This window comes from Micromonospora sp. BQ11 (assembly GCF_052068135.1).
Lineage (GTDB): Bacteria > Actinomycetota > Actinomycetes > Mycobacteriales > Micromonosporaceae > Micromonospora.
The window spans coordinates 141,909-162,750 of record NZ_JBQHDB010000014.1; the positions used below are offsets into that span (position 1 = coordinate 141,909).

The following is a 20,842-nucleotide window of genomic DNA, read 5'->3' on the forward strand; positions in this document are numbered from 1 at the left end:
GCGGGGGCGCCGTCACCGGTGGACGCCTTGGGCAGGATACGTAATCGGTGCCCGTTTGCACTACCGTCCGTCGCTCCACGATGCCCGGGCGGAGCCACCCGAAGTCACGGTGCGCCCCGGTCGTCGGGGTCGCTGCGGCGCCACGAGGTTTACCCGTCCGACAGGAAAGTCGCCCGGATCGGGATTGGCGATCAGTCGAGGGAGGGAATACCGGGGGCGAAGGAGGAGCCATGTCGCCCACGCAGGTAATCGTCATAGTTCTCGTCGTACTGGTGATCGCGGCGCTCGTGGTGGCGGGCCGGGCGTACGCGCGCCGCCGGGCACTGCGGTCCCGGTTCGGCCCGGAGTACGACCGCGTCGTCGCCGAACAGGACAACCGGTCCGCCGCCGAGCGGGAGCTTCGGGACCGGGAACGCCGGCACGCCGAGCTCGCACTCACCCCGCTCAGCCCCGAGGCCCGGGCCCGGTACGCCGCCGCCTGGGAGGAACTTCAGGTCCGATTCATCGACTCGCCGGCCGAGACCGTGGGTGACGCGGACGCACTGGTCACCCGGCTCATCGCCGAATGTGGCTACCCGACCGGCGACTTCTCCGACCAGATCGCCCACCTCTCCGTGGAGCACGCCCGGACGCTGACGCACTACCGGGACGCCCACGAGATCCACCTGCGCAACTCCCGGGGAGAGGCGAGCACCGAGGAACTGCGCCAGGCGGTCGTGCACTACCGCGCCCTCTTCGCCGACCTGCTCGGCGAGGAGCCGGTGGGCCACCGGCCGCCGGAGCAGCGCCACCCGGACACGTCCCACGACGCCACGAGCCGCTGAGGAGTTGCGATGCGCGAGGACGAGCAGGTCACCAACGAGCACCCCGAGGCCGTACGCTCCGCGCCGGTCCCGGTGCCGCCGCCCGGCGACCGGGCCGCCCGCACCGAGGTCCCCGAGGACGCGCTCGACGACCGGGGCACCTTCGACGACCCGGCGGTCGCGGGCGAACGGGACGGACGGGACGACGCGGACCTGGACCGGACCCGTGCCCACGACGTACGGGCCGATCAGGACGACGACGGGCGTCCCGAGTTCCACGAGCCGGGTCCGGTGCCGACCGCCTTCGGCGCCACCACGGTCGGCGGCGCGGTGGCCGCGTCCGCGCTGGCCGCGCCCCGCCCGCAGGACGAGCCGGACCCACGACTGGAGGCGACCGCCCGCCCGGGCGACGGTGCCGTGGACGGCGACCGGGAGGGGCGGCGGGCCGACCCGACGGCCGAGTTCCACCACCGGACCCAGGAGGCCGACCGCGGCGGTTACGTCGACGACGTCGACCGGGACGGGCGCGAGGACCGGCGGAACGACACGGCTGAGGCGATCACGCTGCCGGCGGACGCCACGGAGGGGCGTCCCGAGCGACGCGGCGACCTGACCTCGTGGGCCGGTGACCCGGACGCCGCCCGGTCGGGCGCCGCCGGCTACGGCAGCGCCACTCCTGCCATGGTCGACCCGGACTCGGCCTCCCCGGACGCCGACCCGGCGCTGGCCGGCGCGGCGGGCGCGGCCGGTGCCGGCGCGCTCGCGTCCGCCGGCACCGCCCGGCCCGCCGGTTCCGCCGTCGCGGCCGAGCCGGCCACGCTGTTCGACCCGGGGACGGCCCAGGGATTCCGGGACCGGTGGCGGGACGTCCAGCTGCGGTTCGTGGACGACCCGCGGGCGGCGGCCGGCGAGGCACAGTCGCTGGTCGACGAGGCCATCCAGGCGCTCGCCTCGGCCCTGTCGGCACAGAAGTCCAAGCTGGGTACGTGGCAGGACGAGGGCTCGGCCGACACCGAGCAGCTTCGGATGGCGGTCCGCCACTACCGCGACTTCCTGGACCGCGTCCTCGGCCGCTGAGCCGCACACACGGTGCCCCGACGGTGTACCCCGTCGGGCCACCGTCGCGTCCGGGGCCTGACCGCCCAGAATGTCCGCTCCGTCCCGGGCGTGAACCTTCGCAGTCGGGGTAATTGTGCGCGCCGGTGACAGGGACGTTCGCCGGGTGGCGGGGCGCGGACGAAGGGTGGACGGGATGGACGGCGGGGGCCTCCGGCTCAACATGAACGTGCTGGACTACAGCCTCCTGGCGCTGTACTTCGTCACGGTGCTGGGCGTCGGGTTCGCCGCCCGGCGCGCGATCCGGACGAGCGTCGACTTCTTCCTCTCCGGGCGGTCGCTGCCGGCCTGGGTGACCGGTCTCGCCTTCGTCTCGGCCAACCTGGGGGCGCTGGAGATCATCGGCATGGCCGCCAACGGCGCCCAGTACGGGGCGATGACCCTGCACTACTACTGGATCGGTGCCGTGCCGGCGATGGTCTTCCTCGGCATCGTGATGATGCCCTTCTACTACGGCTCGAAGGTCCGCAGCGTGCCGGAGTACCTGCGGCTGCGGTTCAACCGCCCCACGCATCTGCTCAACGCGATCAGCTTCGCCGTCGCGCAGGTGCTCATCGCGGGGGTGAACCTCTACGCGCTGGCCCTCATCATGCAGGCGCTGCTCGGCTGGCCGCTGTGGGTGGCCGTCGGGATCGGCGCGCTGATCGTGCTCGCGTACATCACCGTGGGTGGCCTCTCCGGGGCGATCTACAACGAGGTGCTCCAGTTCTTCGTCATCATCGCCGGCCTCCTGCCGATCACCATCCTCGGGCTGGTCAAGGTCGGTGGGTTGTCCGGCCTCATGGACGCGGTACGCGACTCGAAGCTCGGCGAGGCGGGTCTGCACACCTGGCAGGACACAGGCACCACGGCGAATCCGCTCGGCGCCCACTGGATCGGCATCGTGTTCGGTCTGGGCTTCGTCCTGTCCTTCGGCTACTGGACCACCAACTTCGCCGAGGTGCAGCGGGCGCTGTCGGCGAAGAACATGAGCGCCGCCCGGCGTACGCCGATCATCGCCGCGTACCCGAAGCTGCTCATCCCGGTGGTCACGGTGATCCCCGGCCTGGTGGCCCTGGTGACGGTGCAGGGGCTCGGCGCGGACAGCGGGGACCTCCAGTACAACAACGCCATCCCGCTGCTGATGCGGGACCTGCTGCCCAACGGTGTGCTGGGGGTCGCGGTGACCGGCCTGGTCGCCTCCTTCATGGCCGGCATGGCGGCGAACGTCTCCGGCTTCAACACCGTGTTCACCTACGACATCTGGCAGCAGTACGTCCGGAAGGACCGGTCCGACGAGCACTACATCCGGATCGGGCGCTGGGCCACCGTCGGCGGCGTGGTCGCCGGCATCGGCACGGCCTTCATCGCCGCCGGGTTCAGCAACATCATGAACTACATCCAGGCGCTGTTCTCCCTCTTCAACGCGCCGTTGTTCGCCACGTTCATCATCGGCATGTTCTGGAAGCGGATGACCGCGGCGGCGGGCTTCCTGTCGCTGCTCATGGGCACGCTCGCGGCGGTGGCGACGTACCTGCTCTACAAGGCCGGCGTGATCGCCTTCAACTCCGACCTGGAGGAGAGCTTCTGGGGCGCCGGCATCGCGTTCGTCACGGTCGCCGTGGTGGCCGCGATCGTCACCCCGCTGACCCGGCCCAAGCGGGACGAGGACCTGCGCGGCCTGGTGTACGGCATGGGCGGCGTGGACGTGAAGGCGGACGTCCTCACCGGCGACGCCGTCTGGTACCGCTCCCCGGTCCTGCTCGGCGTGATCGCCGTGGTGATCGCCGCGCTTCTCTACCTGCCGGTCTTCTAGGAAAGGGTGCTCCCGCGCCATGGACAACCTGAATCCGAGCGGCCACGACAAGATGGTGACGGCGACCGAGGAGGCCCGCCGCCGCACGTCCGCCGCCCGTCAGTTCGACATCCGGCGGGTCATCGGTGGCCTGTTCGCCGTCTACGGGGTGATCGTGACCCTGGTCGGCCTGTTCGACTCCGACGCCGCGATCGAGAAGGCCCAGGGGGTCCGGATCAATCTCTGGGTGGGTCTGGGGATGCTGCTGTTCGGCACGGTGATGCTGCTGTGGCAGTGGCGGTTCCCGGCCGAGCCGCCGGAGACGAACACCGACGAGAGCTGAGCGGCCGGCCGGTCGTCGGGCGCGCATGGCGGTGTCCGCAGGGGGTACGTGAGAAGCACAGCGAACCCGCGTGCGGACAGGAGGGCGGCGCCATGACGGATCGTGACCGGAACCGACCGCTGGAGGAGAGCCCCGAGGTGGCCGCGGCGGTGGAGGACGACACGGGCGTACCCCAGCTGATGACCGGTGGCGGCACCGACCGGGACAACCCGTCGTTCACCGAGCCGGGCGCCCGACCGGACCGGGACGCGCCGACCGACGACATCCTCGGTGACCCGTACGCCGCCGGTACCGGCGCGACGGGCACCGGCACCGGGGCCGGCGGGGACAACATCCGTACCGGGGCGGAGCAGCCCTGGGAGGCGGAGGACCTGGTGAAGGCCCGTGGCCAGGACATGACACCGCACAACCTGGAGCGTGCCCGCCGCGACCTGGCCGAGATGGGCCAGGCGGCCATCGAGCGCACGGTGCCCTAGACCGGCAGGGGGCCCCTGGTACGACCACCGGAGCGGTCGGACCAGGGGCCCGGGGAACCTGCCGCTGGAAGCGCCTCACCTACTGCCAGCGGCGGGTGGGCGTGCCGGCGCTCAGAGCGCCGGGTACGCGTTCTGCATCAGCTGGGCGAACTGCGCCGGGAACCACGCGCCGGAGATCGGCGCGTTCGGCAGGGCACCGGTCATGCTGTTGCCGTTACGGGCGTTACCGGTGTACGTCGGGTCGCACATCCGGTCGAAGCCCTTGCCCTCGTTGTTCGGGATGGCGGTGCTGGAGCCGTCCGACTCACCCGGGGGCTTCACCCAGACGTACGCGTCGATGCCCGGCTCCGGCGCGGCCTTCGGGCGCTCGCCCAGGCCGGCCCCGGCCTGGTTGCACCAGTTGCCGGCGTGGATCCGGCGGTCGACCCGACCACCGTTGACGTAGGTGTCCACGCTGGTCGTCGCGCCCGGGCCGGTGGGCCGGGCGGTGCCGCCCCAGCCGTTGCGGGAGGTGTCGATCAGCATGCCGATGTTGCTGTTGAAGCCGACGGAGACCAGCTTGTTGCGGAACGCCTGGGCGAACGACAGCTCGTCGACGTACTGGTTCCAGTCGATCCACTTGGACTGGCGGACGGTCTGGCCGTTCACCGTGTCGGTGATCTTGATGTACGGCTCCTTGAGAGCCGAGTAGTTGGCGGTGTTGACGATGAAGCCGTGCACGTTGTTCACGGTGCTGCCGGACGCGACGGCGGCGGCCTTGAGCTGGTCGGCGGTCGGGCCGAAGTTGCTGTCCCAGCCGATCCAGCCGTGGTGCGCGGCGTCGATGTAGTTGTAGACGTTGCCGATCGCGCCGAGCTTCGCCAGGGCGTAGCCGACACCGTTGACGTACGCGCCGTTGGCCTTGACCGTGTCGCACATGACCGTGCCACCCGGGTTGCCGGAGGTGTTGGTCACCAGGTTCGGCAGTGAGTCGATCTCGATGATGTTGATGATCCGCAGGCTCGCGTACTTCGGGTCGGCCTGGATGGCCGCGATCGGGTCGATGTACTCGGCCTTGTACCGGGGCAGGTCGTTCGGGCCCAGCTCACCGTTGGAGGCGAGTGCGGCGCAGTCCCGGCCGGGCAGGTTGTAGATCACGAACTGGATGTAGCCGGCACCCTGCTTCAGCGCCTCGTTCAGGTGGTCGCGCACGCCGAACGCGCCGTTGGAGCTGCTGTCCGGGGTGCCGTTGATCGCGGCGATCCGGTCCAGCCAGACGGCGGTCGGGTTGTTCGACACCCGGTTGCCACCGGCGACCGACTCGGCCTTGGCCTTCCACTCCGGGTTCACGTAACCCTTGGCACCCACGTAGGGGTTGTCCACCTTCTGGCCGTTGGGCGGAGGCGTCGTGGGCGGCGGGGTGGTGGGCGGAGGCGTCGTCGGCGGCGGCGTGGTGGGCGGCGGGGTCGTCGGCGTGGTGCCCCCGTTGCAGGTCACCCCGTTGAGGGTGAACGAGGTCGGCTTCGGGTTGCTGCCACTCCAGGCGCCGTTGAACCCGAGGCTGATGGTGGCACCGCTGGCCACCGCGCCGTTCCACGACTCGTTCTGCGCGGTGACGTTCTGGCCCGACTGCGACCAGCGGGCCGACCAGCCCTGCTGCACCTTCTGGCCGGCGTCGGGGAAGGTGAAGCCCAGAGTCCAGCCGTTCAGGGCGTCGCCGATGTTCTTGATGTTCACGGTGGCGGTGAATCCGCCCGGCCAGTCGTTGGTCGTGTACGACACGTCGCACTGGGTCGCCGCGTGCGCGACGGTGACCGGCAGGGTCACCAGTCCGCCCGCGACCAGGGCGCCCGCGCCGGTCAGCGCGAGGGCCCGGCGGGGGCCGGACAGCCTTCTCCACACATTCATGCCACTGATCTCCTTGGGCGAGTCCGGGCGCGAGGTTCGGCCCGGCGGAACGGCCCGATGGGCGTCCTGTGCGGACGACCGCCGGCGCCGACGGGAATGTCTTCCGGTTGCCCGACCCGGACGGGCGGTGGTGGGTGGTGGTGCCGACCGGCTCACGAGGGGCCGGTCGTCGGCGGGAGGTCGTCCGGTGTGACCGGTGCCCTCGACGTCCCTGCCCTGCGCGGTGTGGCTCCGGTTACCGCGTGCGCCGATTGTTGCATGGGAGCGCTTCCATGGCAATGCCTCGATGCCTGCCCATAATGCGCTACCGGACCGGGCGGGCGCGGTACGGCCGCAAGGGCGCGGGCGGACACCGGGGGGTCGAGAACTACCGCGAAGGGGGTGTAGCGGCCCTAAGCCGCGTTGCTCCGTCCCAGGTCAAAACACGAATCTTTCCCTTCATAAGTCGTGAAACGGTCTAACGTCGGTCGTAGCTCGGTTGTCGCCGAGCTCAGGACAACAGGGATGGAGTGACGCAGGTCATGGCAAACAAGATGCTCGGGAAAGTCGTTGCGGGTGCTGCCCTCGGTGGCGCTTCCCTGCTCGTGTTCACGCCGGGGATCGCGTTCGCGGACGGCGACCGTCACCACGACGAAGACGGCAAGGTCTACGCCAAGCCGCACGTCGTCAAGGCCGGGGACGAGGTCAAGCTCCTCGAAATCTGCGAGAAGCCGCAGGAGCACGCGTACGTCTGGTCGAAGGTGACCGGCAAGGTCAAGCTCAAGCCGGCCCACGACCGGGGGGAGCGCGGCGGCGACCGCGGCGACCGCGACCACGGCAAGGACGACTGGAAGGGCCGCGACGACCACAAGGACGACAAGGGCCGGGACGACAAGGGCCGCGACGACAAGGGCGAGGACGGCAAGGACAAGCCCGGGTCGCCGAAGCCGAGCTCCTCCTCCACGCGGCCCGGTCAGCCGGCGAACGGCCAGGGCGGTGGCGACGCCGCCGGGGATTCGCGTGACTACAAGGGCTACGAGCACGGTCAGGAGGGCGAGGGCCGCGGCGGGAAGGGCCACGAGGACTACGACCGCAACGGCCACAACGGGTACGACCGCGAGGACCGCGGCCAGGGTCGCGACAACAAGGACCACAACGGCTACGGCTCCGACTACGACCGCGAGGACCGCGACAACAAGGACCACAACGGCTACGGCTCCGACTACGACCGCGAGGACCGCGACAACAAGGACCACAACGGCTACGGCTCCGACTACGACCGCGAGGACCGCGACAACAAGGACCACAACGGCTACGGCTCCGACTACGACCGCGAGGACCGCGACAACAAGGACCACAACGGCTACGGCTCCGACTACGACCGCGAGGACCGCGACAACAAGGACCACAACGGCTACGGCTCCGACTACGACCGCGAGGACCGCGACAACAAGGACCACAACGGCTACGGCTCCGACTACGGCCACGAGGGTCGCGACAACAAGGACCACAACGGCTACGGCTCCGACTACGGCCACGAGGGTCGCGACAACAAGGACCACAACGGCTACGGCTCCGACTACGGCCACGAGGGTCGCGACAACAAGGACCACAACGGCTACGGCTCCGACTACGGCCACGAGGGTCGCGACAACAAGGACCACAACGGCTACGGCTCCGACTACGGCCACGAGGGTCGCGACAACAAGGACCACAACGGCTACGGCTCCGACTACGGCCACGAGGGTCGCGACAACAAGGACCACAACGGCTACGGCTCCGACTACGACCGCGAGGGTCGGGGCGACAAGGGCCACGACGAGTACGACCGCGAGGGTCGGGGCGACGAGCGCTACGGCAAGGACAAGGACCGCTGGGAGCACAAGCGGGACTACGTCTACTACGGCGAGGCCAAGGTCGACAAGGACGCCGAGCCGGGCCGCTACAAGCTCAAGGGCTCGTGCGGCGAGGGCGAGCTGGTCGTGCTGCCGAAGGGCGGGGTCGACGGTGGTGACGGCGGCGTCGGTGCCGGCACCGACCGGGGCCTGGCCGCCGGTGGGGCGAGCCTGATCGGCGCGGCCGCCCTGGGCGGCATCGTGCTGATGCGCCGGCGTCGGACCGATGAGTCCTTCGTCTGAGTTGGCGACGACACGGGCCGGCGGCCGTCACGGGAGACCGTGGCGCGCCGCCGGCGCGGCCGTCGTCGTCCTCCTCGCGATGGTGGGCGCCGGAATGATCGGCGCCTCGATGAAGACCGCGCCCGCTCCCCGACCTCCGCAACCGCTCGCCCAGGCCGGGCCGGACGTGACCGGAGCGGCGACCGTCGCCCCGGGCACCGCCAACCCCATGCCGGCCGCGACCGGCCTCCCCCCGTCCGTCCCCACGAAGATCACCATTCCCAGGATCCGGGTGGACGCCTCGGTCATGTCACTGGGCACCAAGCCGGACGGCACCGTCGAGGTTCCCCCACTGGAGCAGGCCCAGCTCGCCGGCTGGTACTCGAAGGGCGTCAGCCCGGGCGAGGTCGGCAACGCGGTGATCGTCGGCCACGTCGACTCCGCCAAGTTGGGTCCGGCGGTCTTCTTCTCGCTCGGCGCGACGCAGCCCGGTGACGCCGTCACCGTCACCCGCGCTGACGGCCGGCAGGTCACCTTCACCGTCGACGCGGTGAAGTCGTACCCGAAGGACGCCTTCCCGACCGAGCTGGTCTACGGCCCGAACGAGCGTCCCGGGCTGCGGGTCGTCACCTGCGGCGGGGTCTTCGACTCGACCGCCGGCAGCTACCCGGACAACGTGGTCGTCTTCGCCACGCTGGCGGGATGACGCCCGGGGTGCCCCCGGCGACGCGGAGCGGCCCGGCCGGTCGGACGATCCGACCAGCCGGGCCGCGTCACACGTGCGGTCAGGCGGCCGCGGAGGTCCGCACCAGGGTACGGATCTGCCGCAGCAGCACGGACAGGGCGGCGAGGTCCGCCCGCGACTCGTCGAACTCCCCCATCGCCCGGTGGGCGCGGTGGATCGAGGTGGCGTTGGACTGCTCCCACTGCTGCACCCGCTCGTGCGGCGGCAGGCTGTCCGGAGTCGAGTCGAGCACCTCGGCGGTGAGCGCGGCCAGCGCGGCGTACAGGTCGTAGCGCAGCGCCATCCGGGCCAGCGTCTGCCAGCGATCCTCGCGCGGCAGCAGGGAGATCTTCGACAGCAGCGAGTCGACCCGGAACCGGTCGGAGAGCACGAAGTAGACCGAGGCCACCTCGCTGACGTTCCGGCCGCTGCTGGTCGCGGTCTCCACCACGTCGAGCAGGCCGAAGCTGTACATCAGCCGGACCGCCTGCTCGGCCAGGTCCCGTGGCAGCCCCTTGGCCGCCATCGACTCCATGTGCGCCGCGATGGCCTCCCGCTCGCTGCCGTAGAACAGCGTCTCCAGACCCGGCAGGAGCTGGGCCACGCCGTCCCGCAGCCGCCGGATCTCCGCCGGCACGTCGATCGGCGAACGACGGTTGGTCACCAACCACCGCACCGCCCGGTCGAGCAGCCGACGGGTGTCCAGGTAGACGTTGGTCTGGAGCTCGGGGGCGACCTTGTTGTCCAGCGCCTCCACCGCGTCCCACAACTCGCGCAGCCCGAACACCTCGCGGACCACCACGTACGCGCGGATCACGTCCGCGGCCGAGGCCGCCGTCTCCTCCACCACCCGGAAGACGGACGAGATGCCGCCCCGGTTGATGGCCTCGTTCACCAGGACCGTCGTCACGATCTCCCGGCGCAGGCGATGCCGCGACATCCGGTCGGCGAACCGCTCCCGCATCGGGGTCGGGAAGTAGTTCACCAGGACGTCGTTGGTCCACGCCTCGTCAGCCAGCCCCTCGGCGAGGATGTCCCGCTCCAGGACGATCTTGACGTACGCGAGCAGCACCGCGAACTCCGGCGCGGTCAGACCCGACTCGGTCCGGACCGCCAGCTCCTCGTCCGGCGGCAGCGCCTCCAGCGTCCGGTCCAGCGCGCCGGAGCGCTCCAGGTCGGTGATCATCCGCCGGTGCACCGGCAGCAGCGAGGCGGCCTGCGCCTGCGCGTTGTTGATCGCCCGCGCCTGGTCGTAGTTGTCCCGCAGCACCAGGTCGGCGACCTCGTCGGTCATCTGCGCGAGCAGCTCGTCCCGCTCGGGCACGGTCAGCTCGCCGTCGGCGACCGCCGTGTTCAGCAGGATCTTGATGTTGACCTCGTGGTCGGAGCAGTCCACCCCGGCGGCGTTGTCGATGAAGTCGGTGTAGATCCGACCGCCGGTCAGGGCGTACTCGATCCGGCCGAGCTGCGTGCAGCCCAGGTTGCCGCCCTCGCCGACCACCCGGCAGCGCAGGTCCTTGCCGTTGACCCGGATCGCGTCGTTGGACTTGTCGCCCACCTCCGCGTTGGTCTGGCTGGACGCCTTCACGTAGGTGCCGATGCCGCCGTTCCAGAACAGGTCGACCGGCGCCGTCAGGATCGCCTTCATCAACTCCTGCGGCGAGAGCTGGGTGACGTCGTCGTCGAGGCCGAGCACCGCGCGGACCTCCGGCGTGATCGGCACCGACTTGGCGGTACGCGGGTACACCCCGCCACCGGCCGAGATCAGCTCCGCGTTGTAGTCCTCCCAGGACGACCGGGGCAGGTCGAACAGTCGCTTCCGCTCCGCGTACGAGGTGGCGGCGTCCGGATCCGGGTCCAGGAAGATGTGCCGGTGGTCGAACGCGGCCACCAGCCGGATGTGCTCCGACAGCAGCATGCCGTTGCCGAACACGTCACCGGACATGTCACCGACGCCGGTCACCGTGAAGTCCTGGCTCTGGGTGTCGTGGCCCAGCTCCCGGAAGTGCCGCTTGACCGACTCCCACGCCCCACGGGCGGTGATGCCCATCTTCTTGTGGTCGTAGCCGGCCGAACCGCCCGAGGCGAACGCGTCGCCGAGCCAGAAGTTGTGGGCGGTGGAGATCTCGTTGGCGATGTCGGAGAAGGTCGCGGTGCCCTTGTCCGCCGCGACCACCATGTACGGGTCGTCGCTGTCGTGCCGGACCACGTCCTCCGGCGGCACGATCTCGCCACTGGCGATGTTGTCCGTGACGTCGAGCAGCGCCGAGACGAACTCCTGGTAACAGGCGACCGCCTCGTCCCGGTCGCCCGGCTTCTGCTTGAGCACGAAGCCGCCCTTGGCGCCGACCGGCACGATCACGGCGTTCTTGACCATCTGCGCCTTGACCAGGCCGAGCACCTCGGTGCGGAAGTCCTCCCGCCGGTCGGACCAGCGCAACCCGCCCCGGGCCACCGGCCCGAACCGCAGGTGCACACCCTCGAACCGGGGCGAGTACACGAAGACCTCGAACTTCGGCCGGGGCGCCGGCAGGTCGGGGATCGCCTGCGGATCCAGCTTGAAGGCGACGTACGACTTGGGCCGCCCGTCGGGGCGCTTCTGGTAGAAGCTCGTCCGCAGGGTGGCCTGCATCAGCGTCAGGTACGACCGCAGGATCCGGTCCTGGTCCAGGCTGGCCACGTCGTCGAGCGCGGCCCGGATCTCGGCCACCAGGTCGGCGCTGCGCTGCTGCCGCTGCTCGGGGTCCGTCGCGCCGGGCGCGAAACGCACCTCGAAGAGGTCCACCAGCAGCGCCGCGATGCGCGGGTACGCGATGAACGTCGCCTCCATGTACTCCTGCGAGAAGACCGTGCCGGCCTGCCGCAGGTACTTCGCGTACGCCCGCAGGACGACGACCTGGCGCCAGGTGAGGCCACCGCGCAGCACCAGTTCGTTGAAGCCGTCCACCTCGGCCTCGCTGCGCCACGCCGCCGCGAAGGCGTTCTCCACGTGCGGGCGCACCTCGGCCAGGTCCTGGTGCCCCTCGGGCAGGTGCAGGCCGAAGTCGTACAGGTAGACCCGGCCGTCGACGCGGTCCACCTCGTACGGGTGCTCGTCGACCACCCCGACGCCGAGCGAGTGCAGCACCGGCAGCACCGCGGAGAGCATCATCGGCTCCCCGTAGCGGTAGACCTTGAACCGCACGTCCATCGACTCGTCGTGGACACGGCCGCCGCCACCGGTGCGCGGCGCGAGCTGCTTGCGGAACAGGTGCATCTCCAGCTGGCCCGGCTCCTCCAGCAGCTCGAGCTTCGCCAGGTCCTTCATCGCCTCGTACGGGGTGTGCCCGTCCTTGTAGCCCTCCGGGAAGGCGTCGGCGTACCGGCTGAACAGGTGCTTGGCCTGCTCGTCGCCGAGCTTGCGCTCCAGCACCAGCCGGTAGTCGTCGTCCCACAGCCGGGTGGCGTCGGCCAGCTCCTCGGCCAGCAGGTCGGCGTCGATGTGGCCCGGCGGCTTGGTCGGGTCGGTCCGGACGATGAAGTGCACCCGGGCGAGCATCGACTCGGTGACCCGGGTGGTGTAGTCGACCCCGACACCGTTCAGCTCACGGAGCAGGATGTCCTGCATGCGGAGCCGGTTCTGGGTGGTGAACCGGTCCCGGGGCAGGTAGATCAGGCACGAGATGAACCGCCCGTACGCGTCCCGGCGCAGGAAGACCCGCAGCTGGCGACGGCCGGCCATGCGCAGCACGCCGATCACCGCGTGGTAGAGGTCCTCGGTCTTGATCTGGAACAGCTCGTCGCGCGGGTAGGTCTCCAGGATCTGGAGCAGGTCCTTGCCGGAGTGGCTGCGCAGGCTCAGGCCGGACCGGTCCAGCACCTCGGCGACCTTCCGCCGGACCACCGGCAGCTCCTGCACGCTGGTCCGGTACGCGGCGGTGGAGAACAGGCCCAGGAAGCGCCGCTCGCCGACCACCTCGCCGGCCTCGTTGAAGATCTTGAAGCCGATGTAGTCCAGGTAGGCCGAACGGTGCACGGTGGCCCGCGAATTCGCCTTGGTGATGATCAGCAGGCGCTTCTCGGTGACCTTCTCGTGCGCCTCCGACGTCATCGACGACAGGGCACGGGCGTCCGTGGAGTCCGACCGCAGGATGCCGAGCCCGGTGCCGAGCACCGCCTCCAGGGCCTTGCCGCGGCCCTCGCCGTCCTCGGCGGGCGCGTCGACCAGCTTGTACTCCCGGTAGCCGAGGAAGGTGAAGTGGTCGTGGGCCAGCCAGCGCAGCAGCTCGACCGAGTCGGTGATGTCCTTCTCCGGCACCGGCGGGCGGTTGTCGCTGGTGCGGGCGGTGGCCAGCTCGTCGGCGAGGGCGAGCGCGCGCTGGCGCATCTTCGGCCAGTCCTCGACCGCCTCCCGGACGTCGGTGAGCACCCGCTGGAGCTCCCGCCGCAGTTTGTCCCGCTCCGCCGGGTCCCGGACCGGGTCGATCTCGATCCGCATCCAGCTCTCGACCAGGTCACCGGCTATCGCGTCGTCGGGCTCCACGTCGGCGGAGACCTCGGTCAGCCGGCCCAGCGGCTCCCGTCGCACCACGACCAGCGGGTGCACCAGCAGGTGCACGTCGAGGTGGTGCGAGTTGAGCAGGGCGGTCACCGAGTCGACCAGGAAGGGCATGTCGTCGGTGACGATCTCGATCACCGTGTGGTGCTGGTCGGCATCCGGTTCGTGGATGCGCAACTTCAGCTCCCCCGGTACCCGCTGCTGGGCCAGGTCCCGATGGGCACGGGCCGCGTCGAGCATCTCCTCGGCGGTGAAGCCGATCAGCTCCTCGTCCGGTGCGAACCGCCAGAAGCGGCCGACCAGCGTCGCCACGTCGTGATCGTCGCCGGCGAGCGCGACCGCCTGGGCCACCAGGCGCTCCGCGTTGGGTACCGGTTCGTCGAGTTCCGAGTCCTCCACGTCGTCCGTCAGCGCCTCTGCTGGCAGACCCATGTCGTAGATGGTGTCGATACTCGAACCGGTCATCCCGGTCACTCCTGTGTCGAGACGGTCGTAGCCGTCTCCGTCGGTTGCCGAATCGAAGCTGTCGTCCCGGCCGGTGTCAACCTGCCGGAGGTCGGGTCCCGGTTTGATAGCCGGACGCCGGTCCATCGGTGCCACTCCCCTCGACCCACCGCGTTGTGGGTCACTCTGCCGCCAGCCTAGGCCCTGCCGATGTGCCCCTTCGTCGGCGGACCACAGTGCGGACGTCCGGATCCGGACTCTGTCCCTTCACCCGTTGCGGGTACGAGGTTGGCCGGTCCAGGAGTACCCCGCATGGTGTTGTTCATCACCCCGGCACGCCCTGCGTCTTGCCCGTCACCCCAGGTCGCACGCACGGGGCGTCGCCTCCGGCGGTCGCGTACTACCGTGCAGGAAGTCCGATCCCGGAGGGACCGCTCCATGCACCTGTCGTACCCCCGTCGGCGCCGGCTCCACCCGGCGCTGGCGCTGCTCACCGCGACCACTCTCGCCGCCGGCGCACTCGCCGGTTGCTCGTCCGACGACGGACCGAAGGACGCCGTCGACGCCTTCCTGACCGGTTGGCGCTCGGGCGACCTCCAGAAGGTCGCGTTCGTCGACCCGACCGGCGCCAAGGTGCCGGCGGCGGACGTCGCCCGCGAGATCCGGGAGCTGTCCGGCGAGCTGGCCGCCATCCCGCCCGCGCTGCGCCGGGTGGGCGACCCGACGGTCACCAAGGGCACCGCCACCACCACCGTCGCGGTGGAGTGGACGCTGCCGGGCGACACCAGATGGGCGTACGAGCGGCCGGTGCGGCTCACCCGGGGCCGCGACGACCGGTGGCAGGTCATCTGGGAGCCACCGGTGGTGCAGGAGCAGCTCACCCGGGGTGACCGGCTCGGTCTGCGCCGGGACACCGGGGCTCGGGCGGCCGTGCTCGACGCCGCCGGCCAGCCCGTCGTGGCGCCCCGGCCGGTGGTCCGGGTCGGGGTGCAGCCGAGCGAGGTCACCGACGTCCGGAGGTTGAGCCGGCAGCTGGACACCGCCTTCCGGGCGATCCGGCCGGCCCTCGTCCCCGCGGTCGACCTCTCCGACCTGCCCAAGCGCGTCGCCGAGGCCGAGCCGGGCGCGTTCGTGGAGGTGGTGACGCTCCGGAGGGACGCGTACCTCCAGATCAAACCGCGCATCTACGACCTGCCCGGCACGAAGTTCCGCGACGACACCCTGGACCTGGCGCCCACCCGCGAGTTCGCGCGTGCGGTCCTCGGCAGCGTGGACCCGGCCCAGGCCGACGACCTGGCGAAGTTCCCCGACCGGTACGTGGCCGGCGACCTGGTCGGCCACGGCGGTCTCCAGGGCCGCCACGACGAGCGGCTGCGGGGCGTGCCGGGGCTGACCGTGATCGTCCAGCGTCCCGGCGAGGACGGCACCCTGGTGGCCACCGGCACCGAGCTGTTCCGCCGGGAGCCGCAGCCGGGCCAGCCGGTGAAGACCACGCTCGACGTGGCCGTCCAGAAAGCGGCCGACGCGGCCCTGGGCGCCGAGAAGCGACGTTCCGCCCTGGTGGCCGTACGCGTCAGCGACGGTGCCGTGCTCGCCGCGGCGAACGGCCCCGGACCGGCCGGGGAGAACCTCGCCTTCACCGCCCAGGTGCCGCCCGGCTCGACGTTCAAGATGGTCAGCGCGCTCGGCCTGCTGGACAGGGGCGCGGTCACCGCCGACACACCGGTGGACTGCCCGAAGCTCTACCCGGTGGACGGCCGGTCGTTCAAGAACTCCGACGACTTCGCCCTCGGTCGGGTGCCGTTCCGCACCGACTTCGCGAAGTCGTGCAACACCGCCTTCGCGGCGCTGGCGCCGCAACTAGGCGCCGACGGGCTGGCCGTCACCGGCCGGACGCTGGGCCTGGAGGGCCGGTGGGACGTCGGCCTGGACGCCTTCACCGGCAAGGTCTCCGCGAACGGCGGCGGCACCGAGCAGGCCGCCGCCGCGATCGGTCAGGGCACCACCGTGGTCAGCCCGGTGGCGATGGCGGGTGCCACCGCGGCGGTCGCCCGAGGGCGCTTCGTGCAGCCGAAGCTGGTGCTCGACCCGGCCCCCGCCGAACCGGCCGCCGACGGGCCGGAGCTGAAGGCCGAGTCCGTCACCGCGCTGCGCGCGATGATGCGCGAGGTGGTCACCGCCGGCACGGCCACCGCCCTGGCCGACGTACCCGGCGGTCCGGTGCACGGCAAGACCGGCACGGCCGAGTACGACAACAACCCGAAGAACACCCACGCCTGGTTCGTGGGCTGGCAGGGCGACGTGGCGTTCGCCGTGTTCGTGGAGAAGGGCGGCGCCAGCACCGAGAGCGCGGTCCCGATCGCCGAGCGTTTCCTGCGTGCCCTTCCCCGCTGATCCGCGCCGGCCCACGCCGGCGACAGGACGGGAGGCGGACGTCAGGCGATGCCGGCGGCGGAGTGGGAGCTGTCGTCCTCCGGCTCCGGACCGGGCGACGGTGGCCGACGCAGCAGGCCGGGACCGGCCGCGGCGGGCGGCCCGACCGGCTCCAGGGCGACCCGGCCGTCGTCCGGCACCTCCTGCGGGACCTCCCCGGCGGACGGGCGACCCTCATCCCGGCGACCGTCCGGATTCACCGCTGGGGAGCGACTTTCACCACGGCGGCCAACCGGATCCACGGCGACCGGACGGGCGTCGCCCCGGCGGGGGGCGGGAGGTGGGCCGGGCAGCAGCCGGGGCGGCACCGCCTCGGGGGCGGAGACCGGTCGCAGACCGGCCACCACCGTGTTGACGATCTCGGCCGCGTACGACCCGTCCGGGTCGTAGTCGGGGTCGAACACGGTCAGCTCGACGCCGAGGCAGTGCGGCGTGTCGACCAGGCCGGCGAGCAGGATCTCCAGCTCGGCGAAGGCGATCCCACCGGGGTCGGGCGCGTCGACGGCGGGCATCACCGCCGGGTCCAGCACGTCCACGTCGACGTGCACCCAGTAACCCGCGCAGTCGGCCAACTGCTCGTGGGCCCACTGCGCGGTCCGCGCGGCGCCCTCGGCGCGTAGCGCCGGCACCGGTCGGGTGGTGATGCCGGCGGCCTGGAGGTCCAGGCGGTACTCGTCCTGCGCCCGGATGCCGAGCACCACCACGTCGATGTCCCGGAAGTACGGTCGGCGCCCCTCGATGGCCGCCAGGTCGGCCTGTCCCCGCCCGGTGACCAGGGCGAGGTCCTCCCCCGCGGCGGCGCCCACGTACGAGGCGTTGCCCGGGTGCCGGAAGTCGGAGTGCCCGTCGACGAAGACGAGCCCGATCCGGCCGCCGACCGCCTCGCCGAGCCGGTGCATGGCCAGTGCGGAGCCGAGCAGGATCGAGCAGTCTCCACCGAGAACCAGGGGGAACTCCCCCCGGTCGATGATCGCGCCGATCCGTTCGGCGAGGGCCACCGAGTAGCCCGCGATCTCCGGGGCGTGGCAGACCCCGTCCCCGGGCCGCCAGTCACCCGGGTCGTACCGGGGTGGGGTCAGGCAGCCGGCGTCGCGGGCCCGCAGCCGGGCGAGCAGGTCGTGGTCGCGCAGCGCTCCGGGTGCCTTGACGCACCCGGGCACCGACGTGACGGTGGGTGGCCGCAGGCCGAGGTTGCTGGGCGCGTCGAGGACGGCGATCCGGCGCATCATGGGCTCCCGTCCTCGAAGGTCGAGCGGGCCGGCCGGAACGCCGGCCCGCGCTGGCGTGTCAGATGCTCAGAACAGGGCGCTGGCCAGGGCCCGTCGCGCCGAGGCCACCGCCGGGTCCTCCGGGCCGGCGACGGTGAAGAGGCCGACCAGGTGCTGGCGTACCTTCTCCCGGTCGTCGCCGGAGGTGCGACGGACCAGGCCGACCAGACGCTGGTAGGCGTGCTCGGCCATCCCGCTCAGCACCTCGACGTCGGCGGCCAGGAGCTGCGCCTCGACGTCGTCGGGGGCGGCCTCCGCGGCGGCGAGCGCGGCCCGGGGGTCGGCTCCGGCGACCCGGCGGGCCAGCCCGACCTGGGCGAGACCCGCCTCCGCGGCGGCGTCCGCGGGGGTCTCGGCCAGGATCTTCCGGTACGCGCGCTCGGCCTCGTCCAGGTCGCCGCTCATCAGGGCGTCGTCGGCCTCGTCGAGACGCGGGTCCACCGCCTCGGCGACGGACACACCGCCGGCCTTGAGCACCGCAGAGATCCACTGCCGCAGCTGGGCCTCGGGGACGACGCCGGAGAAGGCGTCGATCGGCTGGCCGCCGACGACGGCGTAGACCATCGGGATGCCCTGCACGCGGAACATCTGGGCGATCCGCGGGTTGGCGTCCACGTCGATCCTGGCGAGCACCCACGCGCCGCCACCCTCGACCGCCAGCCGCTCCAGCACCGGGGAGAGCTGCTTGCAGGGTTCGCACCACTCGGCCCAGAAGTCCACGAGCACCGGTGTGCTCAGCGACCGTTCGAGGACCTCCGACTGGAAGGTCGCCTCGGTCACGTCGATGACGGTGACCCCGCCCCCGACGACGCCGGGCAGACCGGCGCCCGGGTCGGCGGACGGGCCGGGCTGGGCGGGGGTGGCGGGGCGGGCGGGGGCCGGTGCGGGAGTGCGCAGCGCGCTGAGGTCGACCGCGCCGCGGGTGAAGATCGACGAGGTGATCCGTGGGTCGCTCATGGTTATCTAGTCTCGCACGCGGCGCACGGATCTCCGATCAACCGCGACGGCGACAGTTGCGGTTCTCACCCCTGCTCACCCGCCCTGCCCGCACCCCACCCCACCACTCCCGCGATCATGCACTTCCGGTCGCCGACACGCGTGGAATGCGGGCATTCGCCGAGACACAAAGTGCAAGATCGTCGGGGCGGGGGCGGGGCGGGGTCGGGGCGGGGCGGGGTCGGGGCGGGGGTCGGGGTTAGAAGCGGGCGGGCTCTCGGTAGACGCCCCATTCGGCGCGGAGGGCGTCGCAGATCTCGCCGAGGGTGGCCTCGGCGCGGACCGCGTCCAGCATGGCCGGGATCATGTTGCCGTCGGTGCGGCTCACCTCGACCATCCGCGCGACGGCGGCCCGGACCGCCGCCTCGTCGCGGGCGGTCTTGCGCTCGGCGAGCACCCGACGCTGCTCCAGCTCGACCTCGTGCGAGATGCGCAGGATCTCCAGGTCCTTGGCGACCGTGCCGGTGTGGCAGTTGACGCCGACGATCTTCTTGTCGCCCTTCTCCAGCGCCTGCTGGTAGACGAAGGCCGACTCGGCGATGTGGCCGGTGAACCAGCCGTCCTCGATGCCGCGCAGGATGCCCGAGGTCATCGGTCCGATCTGGTGCGGGCCCTCGCCGCCGAGCTGACGGATCCGGGCGAAGATCTCCTCCGCCTCGGCCTCGATCCTGTCGGTCAACGCCTCGACGTACCACGAGCCGCCCAGCGGGTCGGCCACGTTGACCACGCCGGTCTCCTCCATCAGCACCTGCTGCGTACGCAGGGCGATCTCGGCGGACTCGTCGGTGGGCAGGGCCAGGGTCTCGTCCAGCGCGTTGGTGTGCAGGGAGTTCGTCCCGCCGAGCACCGCCGCGAGGGCCTCCACGGCGGTCCGGACGACGTTGTTGACCGGCTGCTGGGCGGTCAGCGACACCCCGGCGGTCTGCGTGTGGAACCGCAGCCACAGGGCCTTCTCGCTGGTGGCGCCGTAGACGTCGCGCAGCCAGCGGGCCCAGATCCGGCGGGCCGCCCGGAACTTGGCGATCTCCTCGAAGAAGTCGACGTGCGAGTCGAAGAAGAAGCTCAGCCCGGGGGCGAAGACGTTGACGTCCAGCCCGCGCGAGAGCCCCAGCTCGACGTAACCGAAGCCGTCGGCCAGGGTGTACGCCAGCTCCTGCGCGGCCGTCGAGCCGGCCTCCCGGATGTGGTAGCCGGAGACGGACAGCGGCTTGTAGCGCGGGATCTCCCGGGCGCAGTACTCCATCAGGTCGCCGATGAGGCGCAGGTGCGGCTCCGGGTCGAAGAGCCACTCCTTCTGCGCGATGTACTCCTTGAAGATGTCGGTCTGCAGCGTGCCGTCCAGCTTGGACAGGTCGGCGCCCTGCCGTTCGGCGGCGACCAGGTACATGCAGAAGACCGGCACGGCCGGGCCGGAGATGGTCATCGAGGTGGTGACGCCGGCCAGGTCGATGCCGTCGAAGAGCGTCTCCATGTCGGTGGCGGTGTCGACGGCGACGCCGCAGTGGCCGACCTCGCCGAGCGCCTGCGGGTCGTCGGAGTCACGACCCATCAGGGTCGGCATGTCGAACGCGACCGAGAGCCCACCGCCGCCGGCGCCGAGGATCATCTTGTAGCGCTCGTTGGTCTGCCGCGCGTTCCCGAAGCCGGCGAACTGGCGGATCGTCCAGGTCCGGCCGCGGTACCCGGTCGGGTGCAGACCCCGGGTGTACGGGTACTCGCCCGGCCATCCAATCCGCTCGAAGCCCGGGTAGGCCGTCCCCTCGGGTGGGCCGTAGACCGGGTCCACGGTCATCCCGGACAGGGTGGTGAAGTCGGCGTCCCGCTTGCGCGCGGCGTCGTAGCGGGCCTGCCAGCGTGCCCGTCCGGCGGCGATCTCGTCGGCGTTCATCCGCGGGGCTCCTCCTCGAGTCCTCGACTGCACTCCGAGTGTAGGGCCCTCGACTGA

Annotated in this window: 13 protein-coding genes; 8 read left to right on the forward strand and 5 right to left on the reverse strand. The window is 71.4% G+C overall.

What is annotated here, in order from left to right; genetic code table 11:
• The first annotated feature begins 230 nt into the window (after positions 1-230).
• From ACTMSW_RS25745 to ACTMSW_RS25765, 5 genes are all read left to right on the forward strand, one after another.
• Complete coding sequence (locus tag ACTMSW_RS25745; protein ID WP_441183255.1) at positions 231-824, forward strand: hypothetical protein; 594 nt, start codon at positions 231-233, stop codon at positions 822-824.
• 9 nt (positions 825-833) lie between these two features.
• Positions 834-1,880, forward strand: a complete 1,047-nt coding sequence (locus ACTMSW_RS25750; RefSeq protein WP_441183256.1) for a hypothetical protein — start codon at positions 834-836, stop codon at positions 1,878-1,880.
• 175 nt (positions 1,881-2,055) lie between these two features.
• Entirely contained in the window at positions 2,056-3,714 is a 1,659-nt protein-coding gene (locus ACTMSW_RS25755; protein WP_441183257.1) for a sodium:solute symporter family protein, read from the forward strand.
• 19 nt (positions 3,715-3,733) lie between these two features.
• On the forward strand, positions 3,734-4,036 hold the full coding sequence (locus tag ACTMSW_RS25760) for a hypothetical protein (protein ID WP_441183258.1): 303 nt from the start codon (positions 3,734-3,736) through the stop codon (positions 4,034-4,036).
• A gap of 92 nt (positions 4,037-4,128) precedes the next feature.
• Positions 4,129-4,512, forward strand: a complete 384-nt coding sequence (locus tag ACTMSW_RS25765) for a hypothetical protein (RefSeq protein ID WP_441183259.1) — start codon at positions 4,129-4,131, stop codon at positions 4,510-4,512.
• A gap of 111 nt (positions 4,513-4,623) precedes the next feature.
• Here the strand turns inward: ACTMSW_RS25765 and ACTMSW_RS25770 are convergent, their stop codons facing one another.
• Positions 4,624-6,399: a glycoside hydrolase family 6 protein gene (locus ACTMSW_RS25770; RefSeq protein ID WP_441183260.1), complete on the reverse strand. Its 1,776-nt coding sequence runs from the start codon at positions 6,397-6,399 to the stop codon at positions 4,624-4,626.
• Between the two features lie 521 nt (positions 6,400-6,920).
• Here ACTMSW_RS25770 and ACTMSW_RS25775 point away from each other — a divergent pair.
• A complete protein-coding gene (locus tag ACTMSW_RS25775; protein WP_441183261.1) occupies positions 6,921-8,516 on the forward strand; it encodes a hypothetical protein in 1,596 nt (531 codons plus the stop codon).
• 1 nt (position 8,517) lies between these two features.
• Entirely contained in the window at positions 8,518-9,201 is a 684-nt protein-coding gene (locus ACTMSW_RS25780; protein ID WP_441183289.1) for a class F sortase, read from the forward strand.
• A gap of 79 nt (positions 9,202-9,280) precedes the next feature.
• On the opposite strand, the gene ACTMSW_RS25785 is transcribed toward ACTMSW_RS25780, so the two are convergent.
• The gene (locus tag ACTMSW_RS25785; protein ID WP_441183262.1) at positions 9,281-14,347 is read right to left on the reverse strand and encodes an NAD-glutamate dehydrogenase; all 5,067 of its coding nucleotides are present in this window, start codon (positions 14,345-14,347) and stop codon (positions 9,281-9,283) included.
• Between the two features lie 291 nt (positions 14,348-14,638).
• Here ACTMSW_RS25785 and ACTMSW_RS25790 point away from each other — a divergent pair, with 291 nt between their 5' ends.
• Positions 14,639-16,594 carry a penicillin-binding transpeptidase domain-containing protein gene (locus tag ACTMSW_RS25790; RefSeq protein ID WP_441183263.1) on the forward strand — a complete coding sequence of 652 codons (1,956 nt, stop codon included), beginning with the start codon at positions 14,639-14,641 and terminating at the stop codon, positions 16,592-16,594.
• Between the two features lie 41 nt (positions 16,595-16,635).
• Here the strand turns inward: ACTMSW_RS25790 and ACTMSW_RS25795 are convergent, their stop codons facing one another.
• The 3 genes from ACTMSW_RS25795 to ACTMSW_RS25805 all read right to left on the reverse strand — a co-directional run bounded on the left by ACTMSW_RS25795 (position 16,636) and on the right by ACTMSW_RS25805 (position 20,785).
• Entirely contained in the window at positions 16,636-17,862 is a 1,227-nt protein-coding gene (locus tag ACTMSW_RS25795) for an arginase family protein (RefSeq protein WP_441183264.1), read from the reverse strand.
• A gap of 66 nt (positions 17,863-17,928) precedes the next feature.
• Positions 17,929-18,858, reverse strand: a complete 930-nt coding sequence (locus ACTMSW_RS25800) for a tetratricopeptide repeat protein (protein WP_441183265.1) — start codon at positions 18,856-18,858, stop codon at positions 17,929-17,931.
• A 238-nt stretch (positions 18,859-19,096) separates the two neighbouring features.
• Entirely contained in the window at positions 19,097-20,785 is a 1,689-nt protein-coding gene (locus tag ACTMSW_RS25805; RefSeq protein ID WP_441183266.1) for an acyl-CoA mutase large subunit family protein, read from the reverse strand.
• Positions 20,786-20,842: the final 57 nt, after the last annotated feature.